This is a genomic window from Pseudomonas sp. TS_SC_3, from assembly GCF_056156225.1.
Map to the genome: position 1 here is coordinate 2,825,925 of NZ_CM149586.1, position 25,866 is coordinate 2,851,790.

The 25,866-nt window shown below is 57.1% G+C and carries 22 protein-coding genes; 7 read left to right on the plus strand and 15 right to left on the minus strand.

Annotated elements, in window-relative coordinates; genetic code table 11:
• Positions 1-2,349, plus strand: a complete 2,349-nt coding sequence (locus AC0J6G_RS13555) for a DUF1631 domain-containing protein (RefSeq protein WP_475248512.1) — start codon at positions 1-3, stop codon at positions 2,347-2,349.
• Positions 2,350-2,358: 9 nt separating this feature from the next.
• Positions 2,359-2,694 (plus strand): PilZ domain-containing protein, encoded by a 336-nt coding sequence (locus AC0J6G_RS13560; RefSeq protein WP_475248514.1) that lies wholly within the window; start codon positions 2,359-2,361, stop codon positions 2,692-2,694.
• Between the two features lie 61 nt (positions 2,695-2,755).
• Here AC0J6G_RS13560 and clpB read toward each other — a convergent pair whose 3' ends face one another.
• From clpB to rluD, 3 genes are all read right to left on the minus strand, one after another.
• On the minus strand, positions 2,756-5,320 hold the full coding sequence (clpB, locus tag AC0J6G_RS13565; RefSeq protein WP_475248516.1) for an ATP-dependent chaperone ClpB: 2,565 nt from the start codon (positions 5,318-5,320) through the stop codon (positions 2,756-2,758).
• Between the two features lie 240 nt (positions 5,321-5,560).
• The gene (gene pgeF / locus AC0J6G_RS13570; RefSeq protein ID WP_475248518.1) at positions 5,561-6,286 is read right to left on the minus strand and encodes a peptidoglycan editing factor PgeF; all 726 of its coding nucleotides are present in this window, start codon (positions 6,284-6,286) and stop codon (positions 5,561-5,563) included.
• 4 nt (positions 6,287-6,290) lie between these two features.
• The gene (gene rluD / locus AC0J6G_RS13575; protein ID WP_475248520.1) at positions 6,291-7,265 is read right to left on the minus strand and encodes a 23S rRNA pseudouridine(1911/1915/1917) synthase RluD; all 975 of its coding nucleotides are present in this window, start codon (positions 7,263-7,265) and stop codon (positions 6,291-6,293) included.
• A 157-nt stretch (positions 7,266-7,422) separates the two neighbouring features.
• On the opposite strand from rluD, the gene AC0J6G_RS13580 reads away from it, so the two are divergent.
• The 4 genes from AC0J6G_RS13580 (at position 7,423) to AC0J6G_RS13595 (ending at position 11,869) form a co-directional block, all read left to right on the plus strand.
• On the plus strand, positions 7,423-8,403 hold the full coding sequence (locus AC0J6G_RS13580; protein ID WP_475248522.1) for an outer membrane protein assembly factor BamD: 981 nt from the start codon (positions 7,423-7,425) through the stop codon (positions 8,401-8,403).
• Positions 8,404-8,704: 301 nt separating this feature from the next.
• Positions 8,705-8,950 carry a PP0621 family protein gene (locus tag AC0J6G_RS13585; RefSeq protein WP_475248524.1) on the plus strand — a complete coding sequence of 82 codons (246 nt, stop codon included), beginning with the start codon at positions 8,705-8,707 and terminating at the stop codon, positions 8,948-8,950.
• Positions 8,940-10,529, plus strand: a complete 1,590-nt coding sequence (locus AC0J6G_RS13590; protein WP_475248526.1) for a sensor histidine kinase — start codon at positions 8,940-8,942, stop codon at positions 10,527-10,529. Before AC0J6G_RS13585 ends, AC0J6G_RS13590 begins: the two co-directional genes overlap by 11 nt.
• A 2-nt stretch (positions 10,530-10,531) precedes the next feature.
• On the plus strand, positions 10,532-11,869 hold the full coding sequence (locus AC0J6G_RS13595; RefSeq protein WP_475248528.1) for a sigma-54-dependent transcriptional regulator: 1,338 nt from the start codon (positions 10,532-10,534) through the stop codon (positions 11,867-11,869).
• Positions 11,870-11,926: 57 nt separating this feature from the next.
• On the opposite strand, the gene thiO is transcribed toward AC0J6G_RS13595, so the two are convergent.
• The 7 genes from thiO to AC0J6G_RS13630 are packed head-to-tail and all read right to left on the minus strand — an operon-like array spanning position 11,927 to position 19,250.
• Positions 11,927-13,027, minus strand: a complete 1,101-nt coding sequence (gene thiO / locus AC0J6G_RS13600) for a glycine oxidase ThiO (protein WP_475248530.1) — start codon at positions 13,025-13,027, stop codon at positions 11,927-11,929.
• Between the two features lie 55 nt (positions 13,028-13,082).
• Positions 13,083-13,502 (minus strand): type IV pilin protein, encoded by a 420-nt coding sequence (locus AC0J6G_RS13605; RefSeq protein WP_475248532.1) that lies wholly within the window; start codon positions 13,500-13,502, stop codon positions 13,083-13,085.
• Positions 13,499-16,756: a pilus assembly protein gene (locus AC0J6G_RS13610; RefSeq protein WP_475248534.1), complete on the minus strand. Its 3,258-nt coding sequence runs from the start codon at positions 16,754-16,756 to the stop codon at positions 13,499-13,501. The genes AC0J6G_RS13605 and AC0J6G_RS13610 overlap by 4 nt, the downstream gene beginning before the upstream one ends.
• 10 nt (positions 16,757-16,766) lie before the next feature.
• Positions 16,767-17,282, minus strand: coding sequence for a pilus assembly PilX family protein (locus tag AC0J6G_RS13615; RefSeq protein WP_475248536.1), 516 nt, complete (start codon positions 17,280-17,282; stop codon positions 16,767-16,769).
• Complete coding sequence (locus tag AC0J6G_RS13620; RefSeq protein WP_475248538.1) at positions 17,279-18,313, minus strand: PilW family protein; 1,035 nt, start codon at positions 18,311-18,313, stop codon at positions 17,279-17,281. Before AC0J6G_RS13620 ends, AC0J6G_RS13615 begins: the two co-directional genes overlap by 4 nt.
• Positions 18,310-18,753 (minus strand): type IV pilus modification protein PilV, encoded by a 444-nt coding sequence (gene pilV, locus AC0J6G_RS13625; RefSeq protein ID WP_475248540.1) that lies wholly within the window; start codon positions 18,751-18,753, stop codon positions 18,310-18,312. Before pilV ends, AC0J6G_RS13620 begins: the two co-directional genes overlap by 4 nt.
• Positions 18,750-19,250 carry a GspH/FimT family pseudopilin gene (locus AC0J6G_RS13630; RefSeq protein ID WP_475248542.1) on the minus strand — a complete coding sequence of 167 codons (501 nt, stop codon included), beginning with the start codon at positions 19,248-19,250 and terminating at the stop codon, positions 18,750-18,752. The genes pilV and AC0J6G_RS13630 overlap by 4 nt, the downstream gene beginning before the upstream one ends.
• A 142-nt stretch (positions 19,251-19,392) precedes the next feature.
• Between AC0J6G_RS13630 and AC0J6G_RS13635 the strand changes: the two genes are divergently transcribed.
• A complete protein-coding gene (locus AC0J6G_RS13635; RefSeq protein WP_475248544.1) occupies positions 19,393-19,905 on the plus strand; it encodes a GspH/FimT family pseudopilin in 513 nt (170 codons plus the stop codon).
• A gap of 57 nt (positions 19,906-19,962) precedes the next feature.
• Here AC0J6G_RS13635 and ispH read toward each other — a convergent pair whose 3' ends face one another.
• The 5 genes from ispH to ribF form a co-directional block, all read right to left on the minus strand.
• Positions 19,963-20,910 carry a 4-hydroxy-3-methylbut-2-enyl diphosphate reductase gene (ispH, locus tag AC0J6G_RS13640; RefSeq protein ID WP_475248546.1) on the minus strand — a complete coding sequence of 316 codons (948 nt, stop codon included), beginning with the start codon at positions 20,908-20,910 and terminating at the stop codon, positions 19,963-19,965.
• Between the two features lie 198 nt (positions 20,911-21,108).
• On the minus strand, positions 21,109-21,546 hold the full coding sequence (locus tag AC0J6G_RS13645) for an FKBP-type peptidyl-prolyl cis-trans isomerase (protein ID WP_475248548.1): 438 nt from the start codon (positions 21,544-21,546) through the stop codon (positions 21,109-21,111).
• Positions 21,539-22,063 (minus strand): signal peptidase II, encoded by a 525-nt coding sequence (gene lspA / locus AC0J6G_RS13650; protein ID WP_475248550.1) that lies wholly within the window; start codon positions 22,061-22,063, stop codon positions 21,539-21,541. The genes AC0J6G_RS13645 and lspA overlap by 8 nt, the downstream gene beginning before the upstream one ends.
• A complete protein-coding gene (gene ileS / locus AC0J6G_RS13655) occupies positions 22,056-24,887 on the minus strand; it encodes an isoleucine--tRNA ligase (protein ID WP_475248552.1) in 2,832 nt (943 codons plus the stop codon). The genes lspA and ileS overlap by 8 nt, the downstream gene beginning before the upstream one ends.
• 33 nt (positions 24,888-24,920) lie before the next feature.
• Positions 24,921-25,847: a bifunctional riboflavin kinase/FAD synthetase gene (gene ribF, locus AC0J6G_RS13660; protein ID WP_475248554.1), complete on the minus strand. Its 927-nt coding sequence runs from the start codon at positions 25,845-25,847 to the stop codon at positions 24,921-24,923.
• Between the last annotated feature and the right edge of the window lie 19 nt (positions 25,848-25,866).

Sequence of the window (25,866 nt, forward strand, 5' to 3'; positions counted from 1 at the left end):
ATGAGTAACCAGGGCACGCCACCAACCTCTCCCGCCTCCGTGCAGACCCTTGCAAATCGTGGCATTCAGCCACGCTTCGGTGAGCTGGTGCAAAGCTGTCGCAAACTGGTGATGAACCGCCTGGCCGAACACCTGGTAAAAGTCTTCGCCCAAGTCGATGACGCACTGTTTGAATGCGCCGAAAAAGCCGAAAACAATCAGGTGCAAACGCTGTTCTTCGACAACATGCGCGAGATTCGCAAGCAACGTCCACATATAGAGCGCCGCTACCATCAACAGATTGCGCAGAACCTCTCCGACTTCCTCGACGGCAAGCTCAAGCCGCAACCTAGCGTAAGCGGGCTGAACGCCGAGCAAATGGCGCTGGTGCAAAACGAGGATTATGAAGAAAGCCTGCAAGTCACCAATATGGTCAGCCGGGTTAAAGCACGCTGCGCTCAACCATTGTTTGCCTTGGAACAACGCCTGGCTTTATTAAATAACGGGCAGAAATTGGGCGAAGACACCAACCCCTTCGGCCCACAGATGATTGCCCAGGCCTTCCGTGACGCCCTGGCGCCTTGCCCGTTCCCGCTGCGGATAAAGATCATCCTTTATAGCCTGTTTGACACCCACGTCATGCAGAGCCTGGAAGGCCTCTATGGCGCGCTTAATCAACGCCTGATTGATGCCGGCGTACTGCCAAACCTCAAGTACACCGCGCAGCGCAATACTCAGCTGGCCAGCCCCAAGGCAACGACTGCAACCGCAGCAAGCGAACAGGCAACCGAGAGCAGCGCCAGCAGCATAAATGCCGCAAGCACCGCGGCCCCTTCACCTGGCGGGCAGCCATACAGCAGCGACCTCAGCGGCCCGCCGCCCAGCGACCCGCTCGAACTGCTGGGCAGCCTGGCCACACTGTTGGGCGAACACCGCCAGCGCAACGTTGACGCCCCCTTGCTTGGCGGCACCCGCAGTATTGCCAGTTTCACCCCACGCGAGGCCACGAGTACTTACAGCGCTTCCGCCCTGCTGGATGCGCTCAACCGCATGCAACAGCAGTCGGCCAGTGACCTGTCGCAACGCCTGCAGCACCCGCAGCAAGTGGATGGTCTCAAGGCCGACCTGCAGCAGCAGCTTGAGGCACACAGCACGCTGCCCGGGCAGCAAAAGGTGTCTGACCAAGAAGCTGACGTCATCGACCTAGTCGGCATGCTGTTTGACTTTATTCTCGATGACGACAACCTGCCCGACACTTGCAAGACCACGCTGTCGCACCTGCACACGCCTTATCTAAAGGTAGCCCTGCAGGACAAAGCACTGTTCACCCAGCACCACCACCCTGCCCGGCGCTTACTCAACGCCATGGCCCAGGCCGGCGTGCTGTATGGCAGCGAAGGTGATGAGCGCGGTTTGCTGGCCAAGATGCAATGGGTGGTCGAACGGGTTATCCATAACTTCACGGGGGATCTGCAGCTGTTTGAAGGGCTGCTAAATGAATTCAACGAATTCGTCGCAACCCTTAGGCACAAAGTCGAACTGCGCGAACGCCGCGCCGTGGAAGCCGCCAAAGGTCGCGACAAGCTGCTTGGCGCCCGCCAGCACGCGGTCGAAGTGATCGCCAACAGCCTGAGCAATCGCCAGCCGCCAAGCATCATCCGCAACTTCCTCGAGCTGACTTGGACCGACGTGCTGGTATTCGTGCTGCTGCGCAATGGCGAGCACAGCGCCGAATGGCAACGCGCCTGCGAGGCTGCCGAGCAACTGGCGTGGAGCGGCACCCTGCTCGACGACACTGGGCGCGAGCGCTTGCAAAAACTACGCGTGCCGCTGCTTGAAAGCCTGCGTAAAGGCCTGGAGTTACTCGGCGGCTATCACGAGGACGGTATTCGCCGCCTGTTGCAGGACCTCGTGGCCTGCCAGCATGCGGTACAAGCCAAACAACCGCAGCTGGCCACCAAACTCACTGCGAGCATGCCGGCAAGCCCACTGGCCGCCATGCTCGGTGAAGACGCCGCATTGGCCACCCACGCGCCGCGTGCATCAACACTCTCGGTCCGCGCGCAGGCACTGGCCAAGGAGCTGGGTCATATCGAGTTCGGCACCTGGTTTGAATTCGCCGACGGAGCCCAGGTGCGCATGCTCAAGCTGTCCTGGTTCAGCCCCACCACCCGCAACTACATGTTTGTCGACCAAAGCGGCCAACGCGTGGCGATCAAGCCACTCACTCAACTGGCTACAGAAATGGAACAGGGCCTGGCACGCATCGTCACCCCCGAACGAGGCGCGCCGCTGATGGACCGCGCTCTAACCGCTATTTACCGCGTGCTGCAGCGTTTTACCGGGCGCACGGCCGAGACCCCAGAATAAGGAACCTGTATGGATGACGAACGTCGCCTGCATAACCGGCATAGCGCCGATGTGCAGCTGGAAGTCTTCGACTTACGCTCCGGGCAGCGCCTGGGCCGTGTTGTCGACCTTTCCGCCGATGGCTTCATGCTGTTCAGCGACACTCCGCTGGCCGCCGACGAACTGGTGGAATGTCGCCTGGTCAGCGAGCAGTTGATTGAGGGTGTCAGTGAAATAACCCTCGGGGCCGACTGCCTGTGGAGCCGTCCCGGCGCGGACGGCCAGCATTGCTGGGCAGGCTTTCACATCATTGACCTGGCCGAGGACCAGGCGGCTGCGCTGGAAACCCTGCTCAAACACCTTTAATCAGCGCAAAAAAACACCCCGGTCAGCGCTCGCTGAACCGGGGTGTTTTTATCTTACGGCCTTAGCTGAAGACGATCTCATCAGCCTCAACCTTACCCTGCACACAACTGCCTGGGGCAAACTTGCCGGCCAGAATCAGCTGCGCTAAGGGGTTTTCGACCCAACGCTGCAGCGCACGTTTGAGTGGACGCGCGCCATAGACCGGGTCGTAACCGACAGCAACCAGCTTATCGATTGCCTCGTCAGACAACTCCAGGCTCAGCTCACGCTCAGCCAAACGCTCACGCAAGCGCACCAGCTGAATCTGCGCAATACCGGCAATCTGATCACGGGCCAGCGGCTCAAAAATCACCACTTCATCGATACGGTTGATGAACTCCGGACGGAAATGTGTACCGACCGCATCCATCACCGCAGCACGCTGCGCCTCGCGATCCCCCACTAGCTCCTGAATCTGTGCGGAGCCCAAGTTGGAGGTCATCACAATCACCGTGTTCTTAAAGTCCACTGTGCGACCGTGGCTGTCTGTCAGACGGCCATCCTCCAACACCTGCAGCAGCACGTTGAACACGTCTGGGTGAGCCTTCTCCACCTCATCCAGCAAGATCACCGAGTAGGGCTTACGGCGGACGGCTTCGGTCAGGTAACCACCCTCCTCATAACCGACGTAGCCTGGCGGTGCACCGATCAGCCGCGCCACGGAATGCTTCTCCATAAACTCGGACATATCGATACGCACCAGCGCCTCTTCAGTGTCAAAGAGGAACTCGGCCAGCGCCTTGCACAGCTCCGTCTTACCGACCCCAGTCGGGCCGAGGAAAAGGAACGAACCGCTCGGCCGATTCGGGTCAGACAATCCGGCCCGCGAGCGCCGCACCGCATTCGCCACCGCGACCACAGCCTCGTTCTGACCGATGACCCGCTGGTGTAGCAAGCCTTCCATTTTCAGCAGCTTGTCGCGCTCGCCTTCAAGCATCTTGCTGACCGGGATACCGGTCCACTTCGAGACCACTTCGGCAATTTCTTCCTCGGTGACCTTGCTGCGCAGCAGCTGATTCTCAGTTTTGCCGTGCTGGTCGACCATCTGCAGGCTGCGCTCCAGGTCAGGGATAATCCCGTACTGCAGCTCAGCCATGCGGTTGAGGTCGCCTTTACGCCGCGCCGCTTCAAGCTCCTGACGCGACTGCTCGATTTTTTGCTGGATCTGCGCGGACCCTTGCACTTCAGCCTTTTCCGACTTCCAGATTTCTTCCAGGTCGGCGTATTCGCGCTCCAGCCGGGCGATTTCTTCCTTGAGTTTTTCCAAGCGCTTAATGGCCGCCTCGTCGTCTTCCTTCTTCAGCGCCTGGCTCTCCACCTTGAGCTGAATCAGACGCCGCTCCAGGCGATCAAGCACCTCAGGTTTGGAATCGATTTCCATACGGATACGGCTGGCCGCCTCGTCGATCAAGTCGATGGCCTTATCCGGCAGCTGACGGTCAGTGATGTAGCGATGGCTCAGCTTGGCCGCCGCAATGATCGCGCCATCCGTAATGGCCACCTTATGGTGCACTTCATAGCGCTCTTTCAAACCGCGCAGAATGGCAATGGTGTCTTCTTCACTGGGCTCATCCACCAGTACTTTCTGGAAGCGCCGCTCCAGCGCCGCATCTTTTTCAATGTACTGGCGGTATTCATCCAGCGTGGTCGCACCGACGCAATGCAGCTCACCGCGGGCCAAAGCCGGCTTGAGCATGTTGCCCGCATCCATCGAGCCTTCGCCTTTACCGGCGCCAACCATGGTGTGCAGTTCGTCGATAAACAGAATGACCCGGCCTTCCTGCTTGCCCAGTTCATTGAGTACCGCCTTCAGGCGTTCTTCAAACTCACCCCGGAACTTGGCACCGGCGATCAGCGCGCCCATGTCCAGCGACAAGACACGCTTGTCGCGCAGGCCATCCGGCACTTCACCATTGATGATGCGCTGGGCCAAACCCTCGACGATGGCAGTTTTACCCACGCCGGGCTCACCGATCAGCACTGGGTTGTTCTTGGTGCGGCGCTGCAAGACCTGAATGGTGCGACGAATTTCATCGTCACGGCCGATGACCGGGTCGAGCTTGCCTTCTTCGGCGCGCTTGGTCAGGTCAACGGTGTACTTATCCAAGGCCTGGCGGTTTTCTTCGACGTTGGGGTCATTCACCGCATCACCGCCACGCAGGTTGGCAATGGCGTTTTCCAAGGCTTTTTTGCTGACGCCCTGACCTAACAACAGTTTGCCGAGCTTGGTGTTGTCATCCATCGCCGCGAGCAAGACCAGCTCACTGGAGATGAATTGATCGCCCTTCTGCTGCGACAGGCGATCGGCCTGATTTAGCAGGCGCGCCAAGTCTTGCGATAGGTTGACGTCGCCAGACGGGTTCTGGATTTTGCCCAGCTGATCCAGCTCTTTGCTCAAGGCCAGGCGCAGGTTATTGACATCAAAACCGACCTGCATCAGCAAAGGCTTGATTGAGCCGCCTTGTTGTTCGAGCAGCGCCTGCATCAGGTGCAACGGCTCGATAGCAGCATGGTCAAGGCCGACAGCCAAGGATTGCGCATCAGATAGCGCGAGTTGCAGCTTGCTAGTTAAACGATCAATACGCATAAACTTTCAACCCTCTTAGTGGTGGCAGGCCGGCACAATGAATCGCGCCCAAACAGATAACCTGCGTGATGAAGAGTAGATGAGGACGATTGTGCGAGTTTCAAGCCCAAAGGGGTTGACGAAGATCAACAGGTTCGCATAGCGACATACGCGCACCAGCAAAGACTGACCGTGCTGAACGGCCAGAGCAGGCTGCTACCAACCCACTATTAAACTGCGCCGATTGCCGGCGCAGCTATGTTAATTGCCCAGCCAGATCAGGCTGGCAAAGCGCCCCGTCTGCGCCGAACGGCGATAGGAGTAGAAGCGGGGGTCGCTAAAGGTACAAAAATCACCACCGTACACAGCCTCAACGCCGCGGGCGGCCAGGCGAATACGCGCCAACTGGTAGAGGTCGGCCATAAACTTGTCGGGATTACTGCTTGGCACAAATGCTTCAGCTGCTTGCGCATGCTGAGCCATAAAGGCCTCGCGTACCTCAACGCCAACCTCAAAGGCCTGCGGCCCAATCGCAGGGCCCAGCCAGACCAGCACCTGATCGGCCGGTACCGCCAGCTTATCCAGCGTCGCCTCCAGTACGCCACCCGCCAGCCCACGCCAACCGGCATGAGCTGCCGCCACGCGCGTACCGGCGCGATCACAAAACAATACCGGCAGACAGTCCGCCGTCATCACCGTGCAGGCCACGCCTGATTTGCTGGTCCAGCTGGCATCGGCTTCAAGCACTGCAGCTGGGTTGGCTTCTACCACCTCGACACCGTGCACCTGTTGTAACCAACTCGGCTTACAGCCCAGCAGGCTGACTAAACGCTGGCGGTTTTTAAACACCGCTTGCGGGTCATCAGCAACATGCTCTGCCAGGTTGCAACTGTCGTAAGGCGCAGCGCTGATCCCACCGCTGCGGGTGGTCACACAGGTTTTAACTTTGGCCGGTGCAGGCCATTGCGGCATCAACCAGTCGTGCATCCTGTCACCCAATAAAAGCTTCACGGTCCTGACGCAGCAGCGTCAGCAACCAGACAAAGTCATCCGGCAATGGCGATTGCCATTTCATCCGCTCGCCGCTGATCGGATGGTCCAGCTCAAGGAAGCGCGCATGCAGCGCCTGACGCGGGAACTCCTTGAGGGTCTGCACCATGCTCGGGTTAGCCGCTGGCGGAATACGGAAACGACCACCATAAACAGGGTCACCTACCAGCGGATAACCGATATGACTCATGTGCACCCGAATCTGGTGCGTACGTCCCGTTTCCAGCTTAACGCGCGCATGCGTGTGCGAGCGAAAGCGCTCAAGCACACGGTAGTGGCTGACCGCCGGCTTGCCGCCATCACTCACGGCCATGCGTTGACGCTGCGAAGAACTACGACCGATCGGTGCATTGATCTTGCCACCGGCGGTGATCACACCAATCACGATGCACTCATAGATGCGACTGACGGTACGCTTCTGCAGCTGATCAACCAGACGGGTCTGCGCCTCGATGGTCTTGGCCACCACCATCAAACCGGTGGTGTCCTTGTCCAGGCGATGGACGATGCCTGCACGCGGCACATTGATGATGTCCGGCACGTGGTGCAACAGCGCGTTGAGCAAGGTACCGTCGGCATGGCCTGCCGCCGGGTGTACGACCAAGCCTGCCGGCTTGTCGATGACCAGAATCTGCTCGTCTTCGTAGACGATGTTCAGCGCGATGTCCTGGGCAATCCACTCGCCTTGGGCTTCTTGCTCAGCAGTGAGTGCAAGCAAAGACCCACCATGGACGATGTCGCGCGGACGCAATACCGCACCATCGACGGTCAGCAGCCCCTCTTTGATCCAGGCAGACAGACGCGAACGCGAGTGCTCGGCGAACAGGAGTGCGGCGACTTGATCGAGGCGTTGACCGCCCATTTCATAGGGCACCTCGGCGTTCAGTTGAATAATCTGCTTATTAATAGAGGGCATGCTCGGCAACGGCGGGAAAGTCTGAAGGTCTAGCCTTTGGTTTCGGCTACACGCTTGTGGTTAAATACGGCGTCTTTGCCCCAGGGGTACCGGGGGCGCTCATCATAACAGGACGGCTTTGCTCAAGACAGCCGCCGTCACAGGGACGCAAGCCGCCATGCAAGTGAAACACCTGCTGCTGATCGCAATCCTCGCCCTCACCGCCGCCTGCTCGTCAAAACAAGTGGTCGACGAAAACCTGAGTGAGGCCGAACTCTACCAGCAGGCACAGGCCGACCTGGACAACAATAGCTACACCAGCGCCGTCGCCAAGCTCAAGGCGCTGGAATCACGCTACCCGTTCGGCCGCTATGCCGAGCAGGCGCAGCTGGAGCTGATCTACGCCTACTACAAGAACGTTGAGCCGGAAGCTGCCAAGTCTGCAGCCGACCGCTTTATCCGCCTGCACCCGCAACACGCCAACGTCGATTACGCTTACTACCTCAAGGGGCTCGCCTCGTTCGACCAGGACCGCGGTCTGATTGCGCGCTTTGTCCCGCTGGATATGACCAAGCGCGACCCAGGTGCTGCGCGCGACTCCTACAACGAGTTCGCACAACTGACCAGCCGCTTCCCGACCAGCCGCTACGCCCCAGACGCCAAGCAGCGCATGATTTACCTGCGCAACCTGTTGGCAGCCTATGAAATTCACGTGGCGCACTACTATCTGACGCGTAACGCCTACGTGGCAGCAGCCAATCGCGGCCGCTATGTGGTGGAAAACTTCCAAGAAACCCCAGCCGTTGGCGATGGCCTAGCAGTAATGACCGAAGCCTACCAGCGCCTGAGCCTGGATGACCTGGCCGCCACCAGCCTGGAAACCCTCAAGCTCAACTACCCGGATCACCCAAGCCTGGTTGACGGCCAATTCGTGCCACGAGAAGAAGATGCCGATACACGCTCTTGGATGGCCAAAGCCACCTTGGGCCTGATCGAAACAGACACCCCGCTGCCGCCGGGCGAAACCCGCGCCAGCCAAGACGTAATCCGCCAGTACGAAGATGCTGAAGAGCTGATCCCGGATGAATTGAAAGCCGACAGTGCTGAAGCACCGAGCCGTTCATGGTTCAGCTACCTGACCTTTGGCGTGTTCGACTAAGCCAGCGCAACACCGCATCAGGGAGGCTTCGGCCTCCCTTTTTATTGGCGCGCACCCGCAATTGGCTGATACAGATTGCTTACTCTCGTTGAGGGCTCATCGCTCATTGACAGCTTCTTCCACAAACTGGATTAGCCGCAAAGCACCTTAGGCCTGGGCTGAATTACTCACCAGACCTCCCTTGAGCGATGAGCGCTGATAACAGCCGATACTCATAACAACGCTTGGGTCACCGTTTGAACGCTGGGCGCCTGCGGGTGGGTTAGCTAAACTGCCGGCCTGCCAATATGAAGAGAGCGCTATGGGCCTGTTCCGCTTGCTGTTATGGATTGCCATCGTGGCTGCCGCCTTCTGGCTGTGGCGACGCCTTACTAGACCTAAAAGCACACGCCCGCAAACGCCAGACGCGTCGCAAAAGCCTGCGCCCATGGTGCGCTGCCAGCACTGCGGCATCCATGTGCCGCGCGAGCATGCGCTCGCCAAAGAACAGCAATGGTTCTGCAGCCAGGCCCATTTAGAACAAGGCTCACTCAGCGATGGGCTCTGACTTTGCCCTGAGCGGCGAGCAGAGCTGGAGGGTTTTGCGGCTCTACCACCTATACCGCCTGATCATCGGCGTTACCCTGGTTCTACTGGTTTACAGCGACATCCACACCGAGCTGTTGGACATGGCGCAGCCCATGTTGTTTCGAAACGGCAGCTGGTTGTACCTGGTGCTCAACATCCTGTTCATGGCCACCGTGCGCCGCCCAAAACGCTTGGCACAAGTCTTCAGCCTGGCGTTGGTCGATGTCATTTTGCTCTCTGGCCTGTTCTATGCCGCCGGCGGCACGCCCAGCGGCATTGGCAACCTGCTGATTGTCGCCGTGGCCATCGCCAACATCCTCTTGCGAGGGCGCACGGGCCTGCTGATTGCTGCCGTTGCGGCGATTGGCATGATCTACCTGACGTTCTACCTCAGCCTCAGCCGGCCGGCGGCTTCCGCTCAGTACGTGCAGGTGGGCGCATTTGGCGCGCTGTGCTTTGCTGCCGCGCTGTTTGTGCAGGGCCTTACGCGCCGCCTGCAGGTCAGTGAAAACCTGGCCGAGCAGCGTGCAGCCGACGTCGCCAATCTGGAAGCCTTGAACGCGCTGATCCTGCAACGTATGCGCACCGGCATTCTGGTGCTGGATGAAATGCATCGCGTGCTGCTGGCCAATCAAGGTGCGAATCACCTGCTAGGGCATGCCGACCTGACGGGCAAAATTCTCGACGCGCACAGCCCGCAATTGATCAAGCGCATGCAGCAATGGGCGCACAATCCCAGTCTGCGCCCGGCCAGCCTGCAGGCCGCCCCCGTTGCTCGCGTGCTGCAACCGAGCTTTATCGCCCTGCAACGCGACAAACATAAACACACACTGATCTTCCTCGATGACATCTCGGAAATTGCTCAGCAGGCGCAACAACTCAAACTGGCCTCACTGGGCCGCCTGACCGCCGGCATCGCTCACGAAATTCGCAACCCGCTGGGCGCAATCAGCCACGCCGCCCAGCTGCTGCAGGAGTCGGAAGACCTGGAAGGTCCAGACCTGCGCCTGGCGCAGATCATTCAAGACCATTCGCGACGGATGAATCTGGTGATCGAAAACGTTCTCCAGCTCTCGCGGCGACGCCAGGCTGAACCGCAACTGCTCGACCTAAAATACTGGCTGCATCGCTTCGCCAGCGAGTTCCGTAACAGCGCCACACCGAATCAGACACTGCACCTGCAAACAACCAGCGGCAGCATTCAGACGCGCATGGACCCGCACCAGCTCACACAGGTGTTAAGTAATCTGGTGGAAAACGGCCTGCGCTATAGCGCGCAGAAGAATAAACAGGGACAAGTCTGGCTGAACCTGTACCGCGACCCCGACAGCGAACTGCCCGTACTGGAAGTACTCGACGACGGCCCCGGCGTATCTGAAGAGCAGCGGCACCACCTGTTCGAGCCGTTTTACACCACAGAAAATAAAGGCACCGGCCTGGGTCTGTATATTTCCCGCGAACTGTGCGAAAGCAATCAGGCCCGCCTCGACTACAAACTTCGCGAAGGTGGCGGCAGCTGCCTACGCATCACCTTCGCCCACCCGCGCAAACTGAGCTGACCATGACCCGCCAGAGAGCCCTGATCGTCGATGACGAACCCGATATTCGCGAACTCCTGGAAATCACCCTGGGGCGAATGAAGCTCGACACTCGCAGTGCACGCAACGTCAAAGAAGCGCGGGAATGGCTGGCCAAGGAGTCCTTCGACCTTTGCCTGACCGACATGCGCCTGCCCGACGGCACCGGCCTGGAGCTGGTGCAGCACATTCTGCAGCGCCACCCACAAGTACCCGTGGCGATGATCACCGCCTACGGCAGCCTGGATACCGCGATCAATGCCTTGAAAGCTGGCGCTTTTGACTTTCTGACCAAGCCGGTTGATCTCGGCCGCCTGCGTGAATTGGTCGCTGCAGCCTTACGCTTGCGTAGCGCCGATGGCGAAGAGCGGCCCGTAGACAGCCGCCTGCTCGGCGACTCGCCGCCGATGAAAACCTTACGCAAACAAATTCTCAAACTGGCCCGCAGCCAAGCACCGGTGTACATCAGCGGCGAGTCCGGCAGCGGCAAGGAACTGGTGGCACGGCTGATCCACGAGCAAGGCTCACGCAGCGAGCAGCCTTTCGTGCCGGTCAACTGTGGCGCGATCCCCACCGAGCTAATGGAGAGCGAGTTCTTCGGCCACAAGAAAGGCAGCTTTACCGGCGCCATCGAAGATAAACAGGGCTTATTCCAAGCTGCCAATGGCGGCACATTGTTCCTCGATGAGGTGGCGGATCTGCCACTGCCGATGCAGGTCAAACTGCTGCGCGCAATCCAGGAAAAAGCCGTGCGGGCGGTCGGCGGACAACAAGAACTGGTCGTCGATGTGCGCATCCTTTGCGCCACCCACAAGGACCTCGCCGGTGAAGTTGCCGCTGAGCGCTTCCGCCAAGACCTCTATTACCGCCTCAACGTGATCGAACTGCGCGTACCCGCCCTGCGCGAGCGCCGCGAAGATATTGCCCTACTAGCCGACAGCATGCTAAAGCGCCTGGCTGAAGGCACAGGCCTCACCCCAGCAAAACTGGACGAGGACGCCCTAGAAAAGCTTAAAAGTTATCGCTTCCCCGGCAACGTACGTGAGCTGGAGAACATGCTCGAACGGGCCTATACCCTGTGCGAAGACGACCGCATCACCGCCGGCGATCTGCGCCTAGCCGACTGCAGCGCCCCCAGCGAAAACGGCGAAACCAGCCTTGCGCAGATCGACAACCTAGAAGATCACCTGGAAGCGATTGAGCGCAAGTTGATCATGCAGGCCTTGGAAGAAACCCGCTGGAACCGCACCGCCGCCGCGCAGCGCCTAGGCCTGAGCTTTCGCTCGATGCGCTACCGGCTAAAAAAGCTCGGCATCGACTAAGGCGAGCAGTAAATTGTGGGAGGGCTTTTGCAGCAAGCCCCTCCCAAACCCATCCGCTCAAACAGTTGAATTCAACCGCCCAGCCGGCGCATAGGGCGCAGGGTCCACAATCGGCTCGCGCCCTAGCATCAAATCAGCCAGCAACTGGCAGGACGCAGGCGCCAAGACCAAACCATTGCGGTAATGCCCGCAGTTCAGCCACAGACCGTCATATCCCGGCACCGGCCCAATAAACGGAATGCCCTCAGGCGACCCCGGCCGTAGCCCCGCCCAATGACCCACCACCTCAGCATCCGCCAAAGCCGGCAGCAGCTCAACCGCCGAGGCTTTCAAGCTAACCAAGGCTTCTTCAGTCGTGGTTTTGTCGAACTCGGCATGTTCAAGGGTGCTTCCAATCAGAATATGACCATCCCGCCGTGGAATCGCATAGCGCCCCTTGGCCAGCACCATGGCGGGCAAAAAATCCTCGGAGCACTTGTACAAAATCATCTGCCCCTTGACCGGCACCACTGGCAACTCGATGCCAAGCGTCTTCATCAACGCTCCACTCCATGCGCCGGCCGCGAGCACCACCTGATCGGCCTGCATATCCCCCTGCGCAGTCTGAACACCGGTGATACGGCCACCGTCGCGAATAAAACCACTGACCGCGCAGTGCTCATGCACGGTGACATTCGGCATCTGCTGCAGCGCCGCCCGCAGCGCTTTGACCAAGCGCGGGTTACGCACATTGGCTACGTCGGCCATCTGCAGCGCACGCCCAAAGCCCGCCGCCAACGCCGGCACCGCACGCTGCACAACGGCCATGTCGACCGACTGCAGCGCTCGCCCTTGCCGCCCAGCCCAAGCCAGCGCCTCGGCCTCATCATCAAGGTCTAGCCAGTACAACCCGGTGACATACACCTCAGGATCAATCTGCGTTTGCCCCAGCAACTGCTCAGCCAAGCGCGGATAAAAATCCTGCGACCAATGCGCCAACGCAGTGACGGCAGGGCTGTAACGCCAGGGATACAACGGCGAAACGATGCCGCCGCCAGCCCAGGAAGACTCCCTACCCAGCTGACCTTGCTCCAGCAAACAGATCTGCACCCCAGCCTGAGCAAACGCATAGGCTGACAACAAACCGATAGCACCACCGCCGACGATCAGGATGTGCATGTATCCTCCAAAAAAACGGGCCGCAAAGGCGGCCCGTTATATCAACAACTTAAATTCACCAACAATCACCAAGCGCTTTGGTGTGAGTACCTGCTGCCAAACTGCGCTCGCCGGCATGACTTAATTGAAAGTCACCACATGCGTCGCTTGCCATGCTGCCATTACGGGTAGCCCGCAGTAAGTAAGTAGTCGCGGTCGGATTACCTTGCGCGGCAATCGCATAGTTTTGAACACCTGAGGCCGGGACACGCGCAACAAAAACTGCTGCAAGAGCACCTGCATTCAGATACGTATTGTTGACCGAATAGTACCGCTCAAGCGCTTGCGCCGCTTCGAGCAATGCCGCCGTTGCCTCAGCCCGCTTACTACGATTTACATACTCGGTGTAACTCGGGTAAGCAATGGCAGCAAGAATCCCAACAATCGCAACGATTATCATAAGTTCAATTAAGCTGAAGCCTTTATTCACTTTCATTGGACTTGCCGCCATGACATTCTTCCAGGTTCACCACCGCTACCAGCAGCCGTATTTTGCTCAATCCCACCATCACCGAGGCCCGAGTTATAGAGCGAGTCAAAGCCATCACCAAATATAGATCCAGGCGAATCCAGGCTACCGTCATTTAACTTAAACCCACTAGCATCGCAGGTGCTACTACCGCCACAGGCAACTTTGTCCTTAAGATCAAATACACGATCACCATTAACATCAAAAACAGCACTATCCAAACGCCCACCCGTCAGCACGTTGAGCCCCAGAATCCAACTCTCCCCCCCAGACAAGCAAGGGTCAGACAAGGGCGTAAAGGTCGAGTACAACACCCTACTATTCGTTACTAGCGGCATACTTATGACTCGTTCACCGACGGCGGTACTGGAGTTTGGCCTGAGGTCCATATACCAGCCGAATTTACTACTCCAATCCACAGTATTTTGTGAAACAGTTCTAAACTGCCGGCCATTGCTAGCCACTTCCGAGGTAATGGTCTGCTCTACCAGAGAGGCCTGGGTAACAGTCCCATCATTACTCAAACCACGATCCCAAATCCCATAGAGCGACTGCACCGCAGTGTTTGTTTTATCTGTAGCCTCTAGGTATTTGCCCGTACCAAAAGTGACTAAGCGCCCGCCATTGGGATGGATAACCACCCGTACTTTACTAGTAATTGGCTGGCGAACCGTGCCTTTTTTCGCTTGGAACAACAGCTTAGCGTCCCAACTATTAGTATTACTGGCGCTAAGGTCAAACTTCCAAAGATTACCTTGCAGGTCGCCGCCATACACATGGGTAACAAAGCGATTCGAGTCCAGAAACGCTGTAACGGTAGAGAGCCCGTTGACTAGGGTGGCCGCTGTAGGATCATTGACCACAATTTTCTTTAACAACGTGCCACTGGTTGCATTAATGATATACAGCGCAGCCTTTCCACCATTACTTGCATATCCATTACCAAAGATCGCAACCCAAGTGCCGGCATCGTTATTGGATGTTTTAACCCGAGCAATCGTAGGCTCACCAAAAACATAGCCCAAATCGTTCCAATCCGCATCAGCTCCGCTCGTGGTATTGATATCCGGCGCCGTGCGCTCCCAGAGCACTCCCGCAGAGCCAAACGCATCACGGGCTGTTACGTTTAGAGCAAAAACCCCCCGCCCGCCGGCACCTAAACCACCTACCAAATAGGTTTTCCAAGAGGAATTGTTATACACGTCACCTAGACCAAAAGCCCCATCAGCATAGAACTGATGATCATATTCAGGCTCAGTCAATGCCAACAAACCAGGGGTTGCTCCAAGAGTAGCCGTACGCTTCTTGAATACCGTAGAGGGCACATAGGCAAACACTTCGCTTCCGGTATCACCATTGAACGCATGCACCATACCGTCGTTGGCGCCAACGATGAGCAAAGGTGTCTTGCTTGCCTTAGCCGTTAGATAATCGAAATAACTATCCGCCGGTTCACCAGTCGCGTCAGTATTAGGCACGTTGTAACCATTATTCTGCTCGCCGACGAACTTGGGGTCCGAGTTGATGATGTCGCCCAATGCAGCGTTGCGTGAGCGCAACTTACTACTAGCATAGGGCGCACCCAGCGCGACGCCGTCGTTCCCCCCACGCAACCAATCCAAACGCAGCATGGCATTAGCTTCAGTGTCATCTGCGGCTTTATACAAGCTAGTTTTTTGTTCGAGGGTCAGATTACTCCATAAAAAAGAAGTACCGGCGGAACCATTAAAGGTAAAAATATTACGGCCGCTTGCTGCTGGAATCTTGCCCGCCTCATTCGTACTCCAAGCTTGACTACCAACGGAGCCATCTTCATTTACACGGAAAGCACGCACTTCGCCCGTCCAGTCAGCACTGTTAAAGCGCGACTGATAAATCAGGCTGTCTTCTTGAATGCGTGTGGAGTTGGCTGTAATCGCCGAGGCCGAACTGGTTTGATCACGAATCGATTGCAAGGCAGCGTTCAATGCCGAACTCAGGCTCGCCGAATCAGACGCAGTATAGTAGACGCCCTTTCCGTACTCGGCGGCGTCAAGCAACATCTGGTTATCCAGCGCAAAGCCCACTGTATAGGTGAGCATATTCTGTTTAAGAAATGCCTTATCGTTAAAACTTTTACCAGCCTGATCAGTACCTGTCTGTTTTAGATCGATATCGAATGCAAACTTAGCAATGTCATCAAGAAATAATGTGTCCCCCTCACCATTGCGACTGCTGTCATCCGGCGCATTACCGTCTGAATAAGCCTGACCAACCGCCGGTTGCAGCCCATCCCAGTTCGGCAGGTTGTTGGCCCCAGCAACATTCGGGTTGTCACGATCAGGATCGTCCTCGGGGAAACTGCGGTCATGGGTCGGTAAACCATCGGTCACAACTATGCCGAAGTTTTTCTGGCAGCGGTATTGAATGGGGCTGGTGTAGCTGCCGGAGCCGCTACCCTGATAACGCTCTAGGCCACGAAAATAACGGGTGACCTCATAATAAGTCTCGGCCAGCGGAGTGTTGGCTTCCGGCTCCAGAGCGTCTATTCCGGAAATAAGACTCGTATAGTTCTGATCAGCTTGAGTCTGGGTTACACCGCTCACAGGAGAGAGACTTTTGACCTCCTGCGTAATACTGCCGCCAGGACCACTGTTACCGGTCCTAGGCGCATTAAACGTTGACAGTCCTATGCGCATACTGCGATTTGCCTGGACGATACCTTTGGCTGAATCGCGCGCCACCTGCATGCGGAAACTCTTTGGCACGGCGCTATCCGACTGCGCCAGCAGATCATTACTCGCAGCAGTAAATGTATTGAAGATATAAGCGAGGTATTTACCAGTATATCGAGTGACACCATCACCAACGGGATCAGGAAACCTATAGCAGCGTTTAGTAGTCCTGCTTCCATTTACAACTGACCATAAAGCTTTATAACCACTTTCACAATCATCACGCCGCACAGCAGAAATAGATATATTTCCATCCGAAAGAGGGGCAAATACGTAGTTACCATTACTATTAAGGTAAGCTACGGCTGGAAAATTACTTAGCAACACTCCGGCTGGCTGAATAATATTTGCCATACTCCCGGAGTTATCCACCAGCAACATCACGTTCGGTGATACCGCCGAGGACAAGAACAACGGTTGATTGGGCAAGGGACCAATTGCATAAGCAGGAGCTGTCAGATAGAACGTCAAAGCCGCTCCAGCGAGGACATTTTTTACAGTACGCATTTATTTCTCCTCAACGACTATAGGTCGCCTGCAACAGCACAACTGCATCTGTCGAACCACCCACGGCTCGCGCCGTGATGCGATAAGAATTTATGGTGACCACATCAATCTGGTCCGAGGGACCAATTGCCTGGGTGGTGATCCACTCGATTGCGTAGCGGGGGGCGGCACTTACACCGGTCAGGCTGCTACCCGCCTGGGAACGCGTGGCCCAAGGGTAAGTTGCTGCCCATGGTTTTAACCCGTTATAGGAAGGGCTAAGCAGGCCTCCCGTACCACTGGCGGTGAACGCGGGACTATTTTCACGCAAAAAAGCCTCAGCCTCACGCAGCGCTGCTTCGGCAGCCTGGAACGCGAGGTTACGGTCACGTTCATTACCGGCCATGCGCTCTTGCAGAGTTGAGTCCTGTATCGACGTCACACCGATCATGGTCAGCAGCAGTAAAAAAACCAGGCTGATAATCAGAGCAGAGCCTCGCTGATATCGGCTTGTTTGCATAAAACTACCGGCGTTCTCTAATTTCATCGCACACGATTCCTTATCGCTACGGACGATCCAAAAACCTGCCGCAGCCGGCCGTCTGCAGGAACAGCTGCCCCATTAAAACTGAGTACCTGCGAGGCGGCGCCGGAGCTCGCCACAACATTACCGTCAATACTCTGCAGTAGTAGACTGAAGCGTACACTCACCACTTTCGTCCAATCGGTGACAGCATTCGCGGTAAGGTAATCACTCGCGATCATATTGGCGCCCGTTGCGACGCCATATTCGAGCTGCATATCTTGCACACCGTCAACCAGTTCTACGGGATTGGCACTGGCATCACTACGATTGGCAAACTTTCGCTCGACCATCAGCGCATTGACCGGCGCACCGGACGCAGTTTTACGCCCAGTATCGCGAATAAAATAAGTGATACTTTCAAACGCTAGAAGCTCTGCGTCTGCACCATATGCCTTGCTCAGGTTATTACTGGTATTAGAATTATTGGCATGAGCAATGGTCGTTTTTCCGCCCCCCGAGGACACGTTAGTTGCTCTAAAAATATCTGCAGAAAGGCAGTCAGAAAGAAAAAGTGTATCGCCGGCAACTAGACCCAAATCGTTATTTGCAACTTGGATATTTGCATTATCAGTTGCCATATTACCAACGAGACTTACACCTGCACTCGAAGCCCGACGAATAGACAGTACATCCGTACCAGCTACAGCATTCCAGGCATTGGTCGCACCAACATTATTGATGCCGCCGATAACCTGCCCCAAGGGATTGGTTGCATCGATGGGGGCGGGATTGGCAATCACGTTAATCGCTATCTCATTGAGATTACCGCAGCCCATAAAGCCCGCCATGCGTATATCACTTGCCAAAAAGCTCACGGCAAAACGACCATTTTCCTGAACACGCGCCATGGCGTCCTGCACGCGGTAAGTGGTTTTACTGGCCAAGAACATTTGTAGAACGGCAGCACCAATTACCAGGCTTAATACCAACGCCACCATCAACTCAATCAGGCTGAGACCACGACTGTGACGGGGCATGAGAGAACGATTCATAGGCAATTCTTCTCACACAGGCGAGTTGCAAAGGTGAACTGTTGCGCAGGTGCCCCGCCCACCTTGCTTTCATCCCACTGCACAACCACATTCAAAACTTGGCCGTTACGTGCCACGGACCCAGTCCCTGCAGGCAACTGGCTCGCTAATGCAGCCTTCCAAGCTCTGAGGTCCTTGGCGGCTATGGCTGCTCCCAAAGGCGCATTAGCTGTTAGGGCAATATCGTAGGACCCTGCCAGTGCCGCCGGAGTGTTGGCGCGCATCCGGTCAGCGATATCGTAGGCCAGAAAGGTCGCCTGGGAGCGAACACCTGCTGTCTGGTTGAGCTTCATGGCATTAAGCTGCAAACCGGCCATGCCCAGAATACCGATGCCCAGCACCAGCATGGACACCAGAACTTCAATGAGGCTAAAGCCTTTAGCTTGACGTATGAGGCTCATGTTCCGCACTCCTTGGGGGTAACCGTGGCACGCCCCACGGCATTGATACTGATGATGCGCTCGTACTTGCAATAGCTCTGCCCTACGTCGTAGGCGAAATTGTTGTTGCCCCCTGCGGCTACACCAGCCAAACGCCCCCCGGACGTGAATATCACCTCAGTCGCCTGAGAGGTAAGGGTCTCCCCCCCACCCCACGCGGGGAACAGCCTGAGTATTTCACCGTTGTCAAACGCGCCATTAGCATTCAGGTCAGTCCAAACTCGCCACCCCAAGTGCCAATTGCCGTTATCCAAGGCAGAAACGCGAACTGCCACACCACGCTTGATAGCTTCACTACGTGCAAGATTTAACGATTTGAGCAACAGATTGGCCTGCGTTTGCGCACGATTTGCGCGAATCAGCTCACTGAAGCTCGGCACCGCGATGGAGACGATGATGGCAAGCACCGCTAAGGTGACCATCAACTCCACCAACGTAAACCCCCTGGATGGACGCATTGGAAATCTCTCTCAAATCTCTACGAGCCTGACCATATTGCTTCTAACCAATACGGTCATTATTTAACAGATAGCCGCGAGCAGAATGGCGATAACTGGGCTACACCTTAGCAAGTGGATTGATACGACAAGGCAGGAAGCCATGCGCACCCCAAACGGATTTAGCATTATCGAAGCATTAGTCGCGTTGACCGTTCTAAGCATTTTGATCGGCATTGCTGTGCCCTCATTTGCCCAACTGTTGCAGGCACAACAGCTGGATAGTGCGACGCAGGCAATGCTGCGAAGCTTAGCAATCGCCAGGCACGAAGCCATAAAGCGTGGGCAACCCTTAACTCTCGCCACGCTGGATGGGGAATGGAGTAACGGTTGGTTTCTTTTTCAAGACGTGAACGCTAATGGGCTCTATGACCCGAGCGAAATGCTGCTTCGTTCATTTCCTCGCCTGCCCTCCGGCACCCGCCTAACCGGCAACATTCATGTAAGTAGCTACATCCGTTATACGCCAAACGGCAGAGCGACCCTGCTAAATGGCGGGTACCAGATGGGCACACTAACGGTGTGCCACAGAGCCCATGACCGCGGTAATACCTTGGTGATTAATAATGGAGGGAGAGTTCGCTACTCTCGGGCTGTTGATGTCTGCCAAAACTAGAGCACCTAGCACGCAAATGAAATGCAATACCTCGAGCCACAAAAGCCAGGTACTGCATTAATTAAGAATCCTAACGCGTAGCTCCTTCGGCATCGAGAACGTTACATTCTCCGGCCGACCTTCCAGTTCTTGTGCATTCGTAGCGCCCCATACCCCAAGTTGCTGAATCACACCTTGCACCAATACTTCCGGGGCTGATGCACCGGCAGTAATCCCAACACCGGCCACACCCGCAAACCACTCTTGCTTTAGGTCCTCTGCGCCATCGACGAGGTAGGCTGGCGTCCCCATGCGCTCGGCCAGCTCGCGTAGGCGGTTGGAGTTGGAGCTGTTGGGGCTGCCAACCACCAGCAGCACATCGCACTCAGCCGCGAGCTGTTTGACGGCGTCTTGACGGTTTTGTGTGGCGTAGCAGATGTCGTCTTTGCGTGGGCCGCCAATAGCGGGATATTTGCTGCGCAGGGCGTCAATGACTTTGCTGGTGTCGTCCATCGACAGCGTAGTTTGCGTGACGAAAGCCAGAGCTTCGGGGTTACGCACCTGAAGCGCGGCTACATCTTCTTCGTCTTCGACCAGGTAGATGGCGCCGCCGTTGCTGGCTTCGTACTGACCCATGGTGCCTTCCACCTCGGGGTGCCCTTCGTGGCCAATGAGGATGCATTCACGCCCCTCGCGGCTGTAGCGCACCACTTCCATATGCACCTTGGTTACTAATGGACAGGTGGCGTCGAATATCTTCAACCCGCGGCGTTCGGCTTCACTGCGCACAGCCTGGGAGACGCCATGGGCACTGAATATCACAATAACGTCGTCAGGGATCTGATCCAGCTCTTCAACGAAAATAGCGCCGCGTGAACGCAGGTCTTCCACCACGAATTTGTTATGCACCACTTCGTGACGTACATAAATGGGCGGGCCGAAGACTTCCAGAGCGCGGTTGACGATCTCGATGGCACGGTCGACGCCGGCACAGAAGCCACGGGGGTTGGCGAGTTTAATCTGCATGGGGCTTGTCTCGGTGCATGTAAGCGAAAGTTGGCGTGGGCCAGGCTCGCGGAGCAACTAACAAAGACGCTCAGGGTGTCCGCGTAGCTGAACGGCAGAGCGCTGAACAGGCGAGCTATGCGGGGTTACGCCGCTGCAAAACACCGGTTTCAAACTCAGTGCATGCGTGTAACCCAGCCTACAAAAATAATGCTCGGATCAGACGGCTTTAACTTCAATGATTTCCACATCGAAGCTCAGTGCTTTACCGGCCAACGGGTGGTTAAAGTCGATGGTGACCTGGCTCTCATCAAAGGCTTTGACCACGCCAGGTAGCTCGGCATTGGCGGCATCATTGAAGATCACCAGCAAGCCTTCCGACAACTCCATGTCCTGAAACTGGCTGCGCGGCATGATTTGAATATTCTGCGGGTTGCCCTGGCCGAAGCCTTGCTCCGGACTGATCTCTAGGCTGCGTTTGTCGCCAGCCTTCAAGCCGTAAATAGCTTGTTCGAAACCCGGCAATAGATTGCCGTCACCCACCTTGAAGGTGGCGGGCTGTTTGTCGAAGGTGCTATCAACCACATCGCCATTGTCCAGCTTGAGGGCGAAATGCAGAGTAACTTCCTTATCCGGGCCAATTCGTACGTCAGTCATGGGCTGCTTCTCCGGACTTCTCGCTTTTGAACATATCCAGTGCCAACAGGATGGCACCGCCAGTAATTGCCATATCTGCCACATTAAAGGCAGGGAAGTACCATTGCTGATGCCAGTGCAGCAGGATGAAGTCGACCACATGACCAAACACCACGCGATCCACCAAATTACCTAACGCGCCACCGAGTACCAAGGCCAAGGCCACCGCCAGCCAGGTTTCACTCGGTTTTAGCCGCTTGAGCCACACCACCAGCACCACGCTCACCACCAGGGCAACTGCGGCAAAGAACCAGCGTTGCCAACCGGCGGCATCCGCCAAGAAACTGAAGGCGGCGCCAGTGTTATAGGCCAAGGTCCAGCTGAAGTAATCGGGAATGATCACAATCTGCTGGTACATGCTCAGGCTGTTATCGAAATAGAACTTACTCGCCTGATCAACCACAAATACCAGCAGGCTCAGCCATAGCCAGGACAAACGCCCAAAACGGCTAGCATTCGGCGCGCCGTGGTTAAGCATAGTGACGAACCTCGCCTGCACCTTCGATGTTGTCTACGCAGCGACCGCAAATTTCCGGATGCGCGGGGTTCACCCCAACATCCTCACGGTGGTGCCAGCAACGGCCGCACTTGGCATGAGCGGACTTCAGCACTTTCAGCTTGAGGCCAGCCACTTCAGTTTCCACAGCATCGCTCGGCGCTGCATTAAACGGCGCCAGACTGGCGGTCGAGGTGATCAGCACGAAGCGCAATTCGTTGCCCAACTTGCTCAGGTCACTGATCAGGCTGTCTTCGGCATACAGGGTGACTTCAGCCTGCAGGTTGCCGCCGATGGCCTTGGCCGCACGCAGGTTTTCCATCTCTTTGTTGACGGCCACCTTAACGGCCATGACCCGCTCCCAGAACTCGCGGCTCAGCTCGAAGTCTTGCGGCAGTTCACTAAGGCCCTGATACCAGCCATTGAGCATTACCGATTCATTGCGCTCACCCGGCAGGTACTGCCAGAACTCATCAGAGGTGAAGGACAACACTGGCGCAATCCAGCGCACCAAGGCTTCAGCGATGTGGAACAGTGCAGTCTGGCAAGAGCGACGCGCTACGCTGTCAGCGGCGGTGGTGTACTGGCGGTCTTTGATGATGTCAAGGTAGAAACCGCCCAGCTCCTGCACGCAGAAGTTGTGCACTTTCTGGTAGACGTTCCAGAAACGGTAGCTGCCGTAGGCTTCTTCGATTTCGCGTTGCAGTAGCAGAGCGCGGTCTACCGCCCAACGGTCCAGCGCCAGCATGTCTTCAGCCGGCAGCAGATGCTGCGCCGGTTCAAAACCGCTGAGATTGGAGAGCAGGAAGCGCGCAGTGTTGCGGATGCGTCGGTAAGAGTCAGCACTGCGCTGCAGGATGACTTTGGATACCGCCATTTCACCGGAATAGTCGGTGGACGATACCCACAGGCGCAGGATATCGGCACCCAGGCTGTCATTCACTTCCTGCGGCGCGACCACGTTGCCCATCGACTTGGACATCTTGCGGCCGTTCTCATCGACCACAAAGCCGTGAGTCAGCAGCTCTTTGTAGGGTGCATGGCCATCGATGGCCGCGCCAGTTAGCAACGATGAGTGGAACCAGCCGCGATGCTGGTCAGAACCTTCCAGATACAGATCAGCGCGCGGGCCGCTGGCATGACCGAGGTTGTGCGAGCCACGCAGCACATGCCAGTGGGTGGTGCCGGAATCAAACCAGACATCGAGGGTGTCGCTGATCTTGTCGTAGTCGGCAGCTTCATCACCCAGCAATTCGGCGGCATCCAGCTTGAACCAGGCTTCGATGCCCTGCTGTTCAACACGCTTAGCCACCTCTTCCATCAGCTCGGCGCTGCGCGGGTGGAGTTCGCCTGTGGCTTTGTGCAAGAAGAACGGAATGGGTACGCCCCAATTGCGCTGACGCGAGATGCACCAGTCAGGCCGGCCGGCAATCATGCTGTGCAGGCGCGCCTGGCCCCAGGCCGGGACGAAAGCGGTTTGTTCGATAGCGGCCAGGGCGCGTTCGCGCAGGGTGGCGCCTTCGTTCGGCTGCTTGTCCATGCCGACAAACCACTGTGCGGTGGCGCGGTAGATCAGCGGGGTTTTGTGGCGCCAGCAGTGCATGTAGCTGTGCTGAATGGCTTCGTGCTTGAGCAGCGCGCCGACTTCGTCCAGCTTGGCGACGATGGACGGATTGGCCTTCCAGATAAACTGGCCGCCAAAGAACGGCAGGTCGCTGACATACACACCGTTGCTCTGCACGGGGCTGAGGATGTCATCGTTGCTCATGCCGTAGCCTTTGCAAGAACGGAAGTCGTCCTCGCCGTAGGCCGGGGCCGAGTGCACCACACCAGTACCGGCACCCAGCTCGACGTAGTCGGCCAGATAAACCGGTGCGAAGCGCTCATAAAACGGATGACGGAAGCGGATCAGCTCCAGCACCGCGCCTGGCGCGGTGGCGATGACTTCGCCCTGCAAGCCGTAACGGGCCAAGCTACCTTCGACCATTTCTTCGGCCAGCAGCAGCAGACGCTCGCCGGTATCGACCAGCGCGTAAGTAAATTCAGGATGGACGTTAAGGGCCTGGTTGGCCGGAATGGTCCACGGCGTGGTGGTCCAGATCACGATGGAGGCTGGCTTGGGCAAGCTCGCCAAGCCGAATGCGGCGGCCAGCTTGTGGGCATCTTCAACCACAAAAGCCACGTCGATGGCATCGGACTTTTTGTCTTGATACTCAACTTCCGCTTCGGCCAGCGCCGAACCGCAATCGAAGCACCAGTTGACCGGTTTTAGCCCTTTAAACACAAAACCCTGCTTGACCATTTCAGCCAGCGCACGGATTTCGCCGGCCTCGTTGGCGAAGTCCATGGTCTTGTAAGGGTTGTCCCAATCACCCAGTACGCCAAGGCGGATAAAGTCAGCCTTTTGCCCTTCGATCTGCTCACCGGCGTAAGTACGGCAGCGCTCGCGGGTCAGGTCGGACGGCTGATTCTTGCCAAAGGTGGTTTCGACCTTGTGCTCAATCGGCAGGCCATGGCAGTCCCAGCCCGGCACATAAGGGGCGTCAAAACCAGACAACGTCTTGGAACGGGTGATGATGTCCTTGAGGATCTTGTTGACCGCATGGCCGATGTGAATGCTGCCGTTGGCATAGGGCGGGCCGTCATGCAGGACGAACTTAGGCCGGCCTTCGCCTTGCGCACGCAGCTTCTGATACAGGCCAATCTCATTCCAACGCTGCAAAATCTGCGGCTCGCGCTGCGGCAGACCGGCTTTCATCGGGAATTGGGTATCAGGCAGGTTCAGCGTGGCTTTGTAGTCGGTCATTTCAGGCTCTTCTAAGCGGTTGGCGCTATGTGTTTAAGCGCACCAATAGGCGCGGGCGGCGACAATATCGGCAGCAATTGCCGTCTTCAGTGCCTCAAGCGAGGCGAAACGCTGCTCATCACGCAGCTTGCGGTGGAAAGCCACCGTTAAACGCCGGCCATATAAATCACCGGCAAAATCCAACACATGCACTTCAAGGTGGGCACTGCCATCACCTGCAACACTGGGTCGTACGCCAATGTTGGCGACACCTGGCCAGACCTTGCCGTCGATCTCAGTGCTGACCAAATACACACCGCGCAGCGGCACTCGCTTGCGTTTGAGCTGCACATTGGCGGTCGGCGCGTTCAACTGGCGACCCAGCTTCTGTCCATGTAACACCCGCCCGGCAATCTGAAAAGGCCGACCGAGCAGGTGCTGCGCCAAAGCGAAGTCACCCGCATCCAGCGCTTCACGCACGCGTGTGCTACTGACGCGTATGCCGTCCAATTCAACTGTGCTGGCGGCTTCAACGCTAAAGCCTTCGCGCTCACCGGCTTGCGCCAAAAAGGCAAAGTCGCCGGCGCGGTCACAACCAAAACGAAAATCATCGCCCACTTCCAGGTGCTGAACACCCAGGCCGTCGACCAGCACACGCTGCACGAACTCGGCGGCGCTCAACTCACGCAGGCGGCGGTTAAAACTCACGCACAGCACTCGATCAACGCCTTCTGCCGCCAGCAGCGCCAGTTTGTCACGCAAGCGTGCCAAGCGTGCGGGCGCTGTGTCTGGGGCAAAGAACTCGCGCGGCTGCGGTTCAAAAATCAACACGCAACTGGGCACCCCGAGTTCAGCGGCGCGCTCACGCAAACGGGCCAAGATGGCCTGATGGCCACGATGGACGCCGTCGAAATTACCAATAGTGGCGACGCAGCCCCGATGCTGGGGCCGCAAATTGTGTAGGCCTCGAACCAGCTGCATAACGCGCTTCTTGCTCATA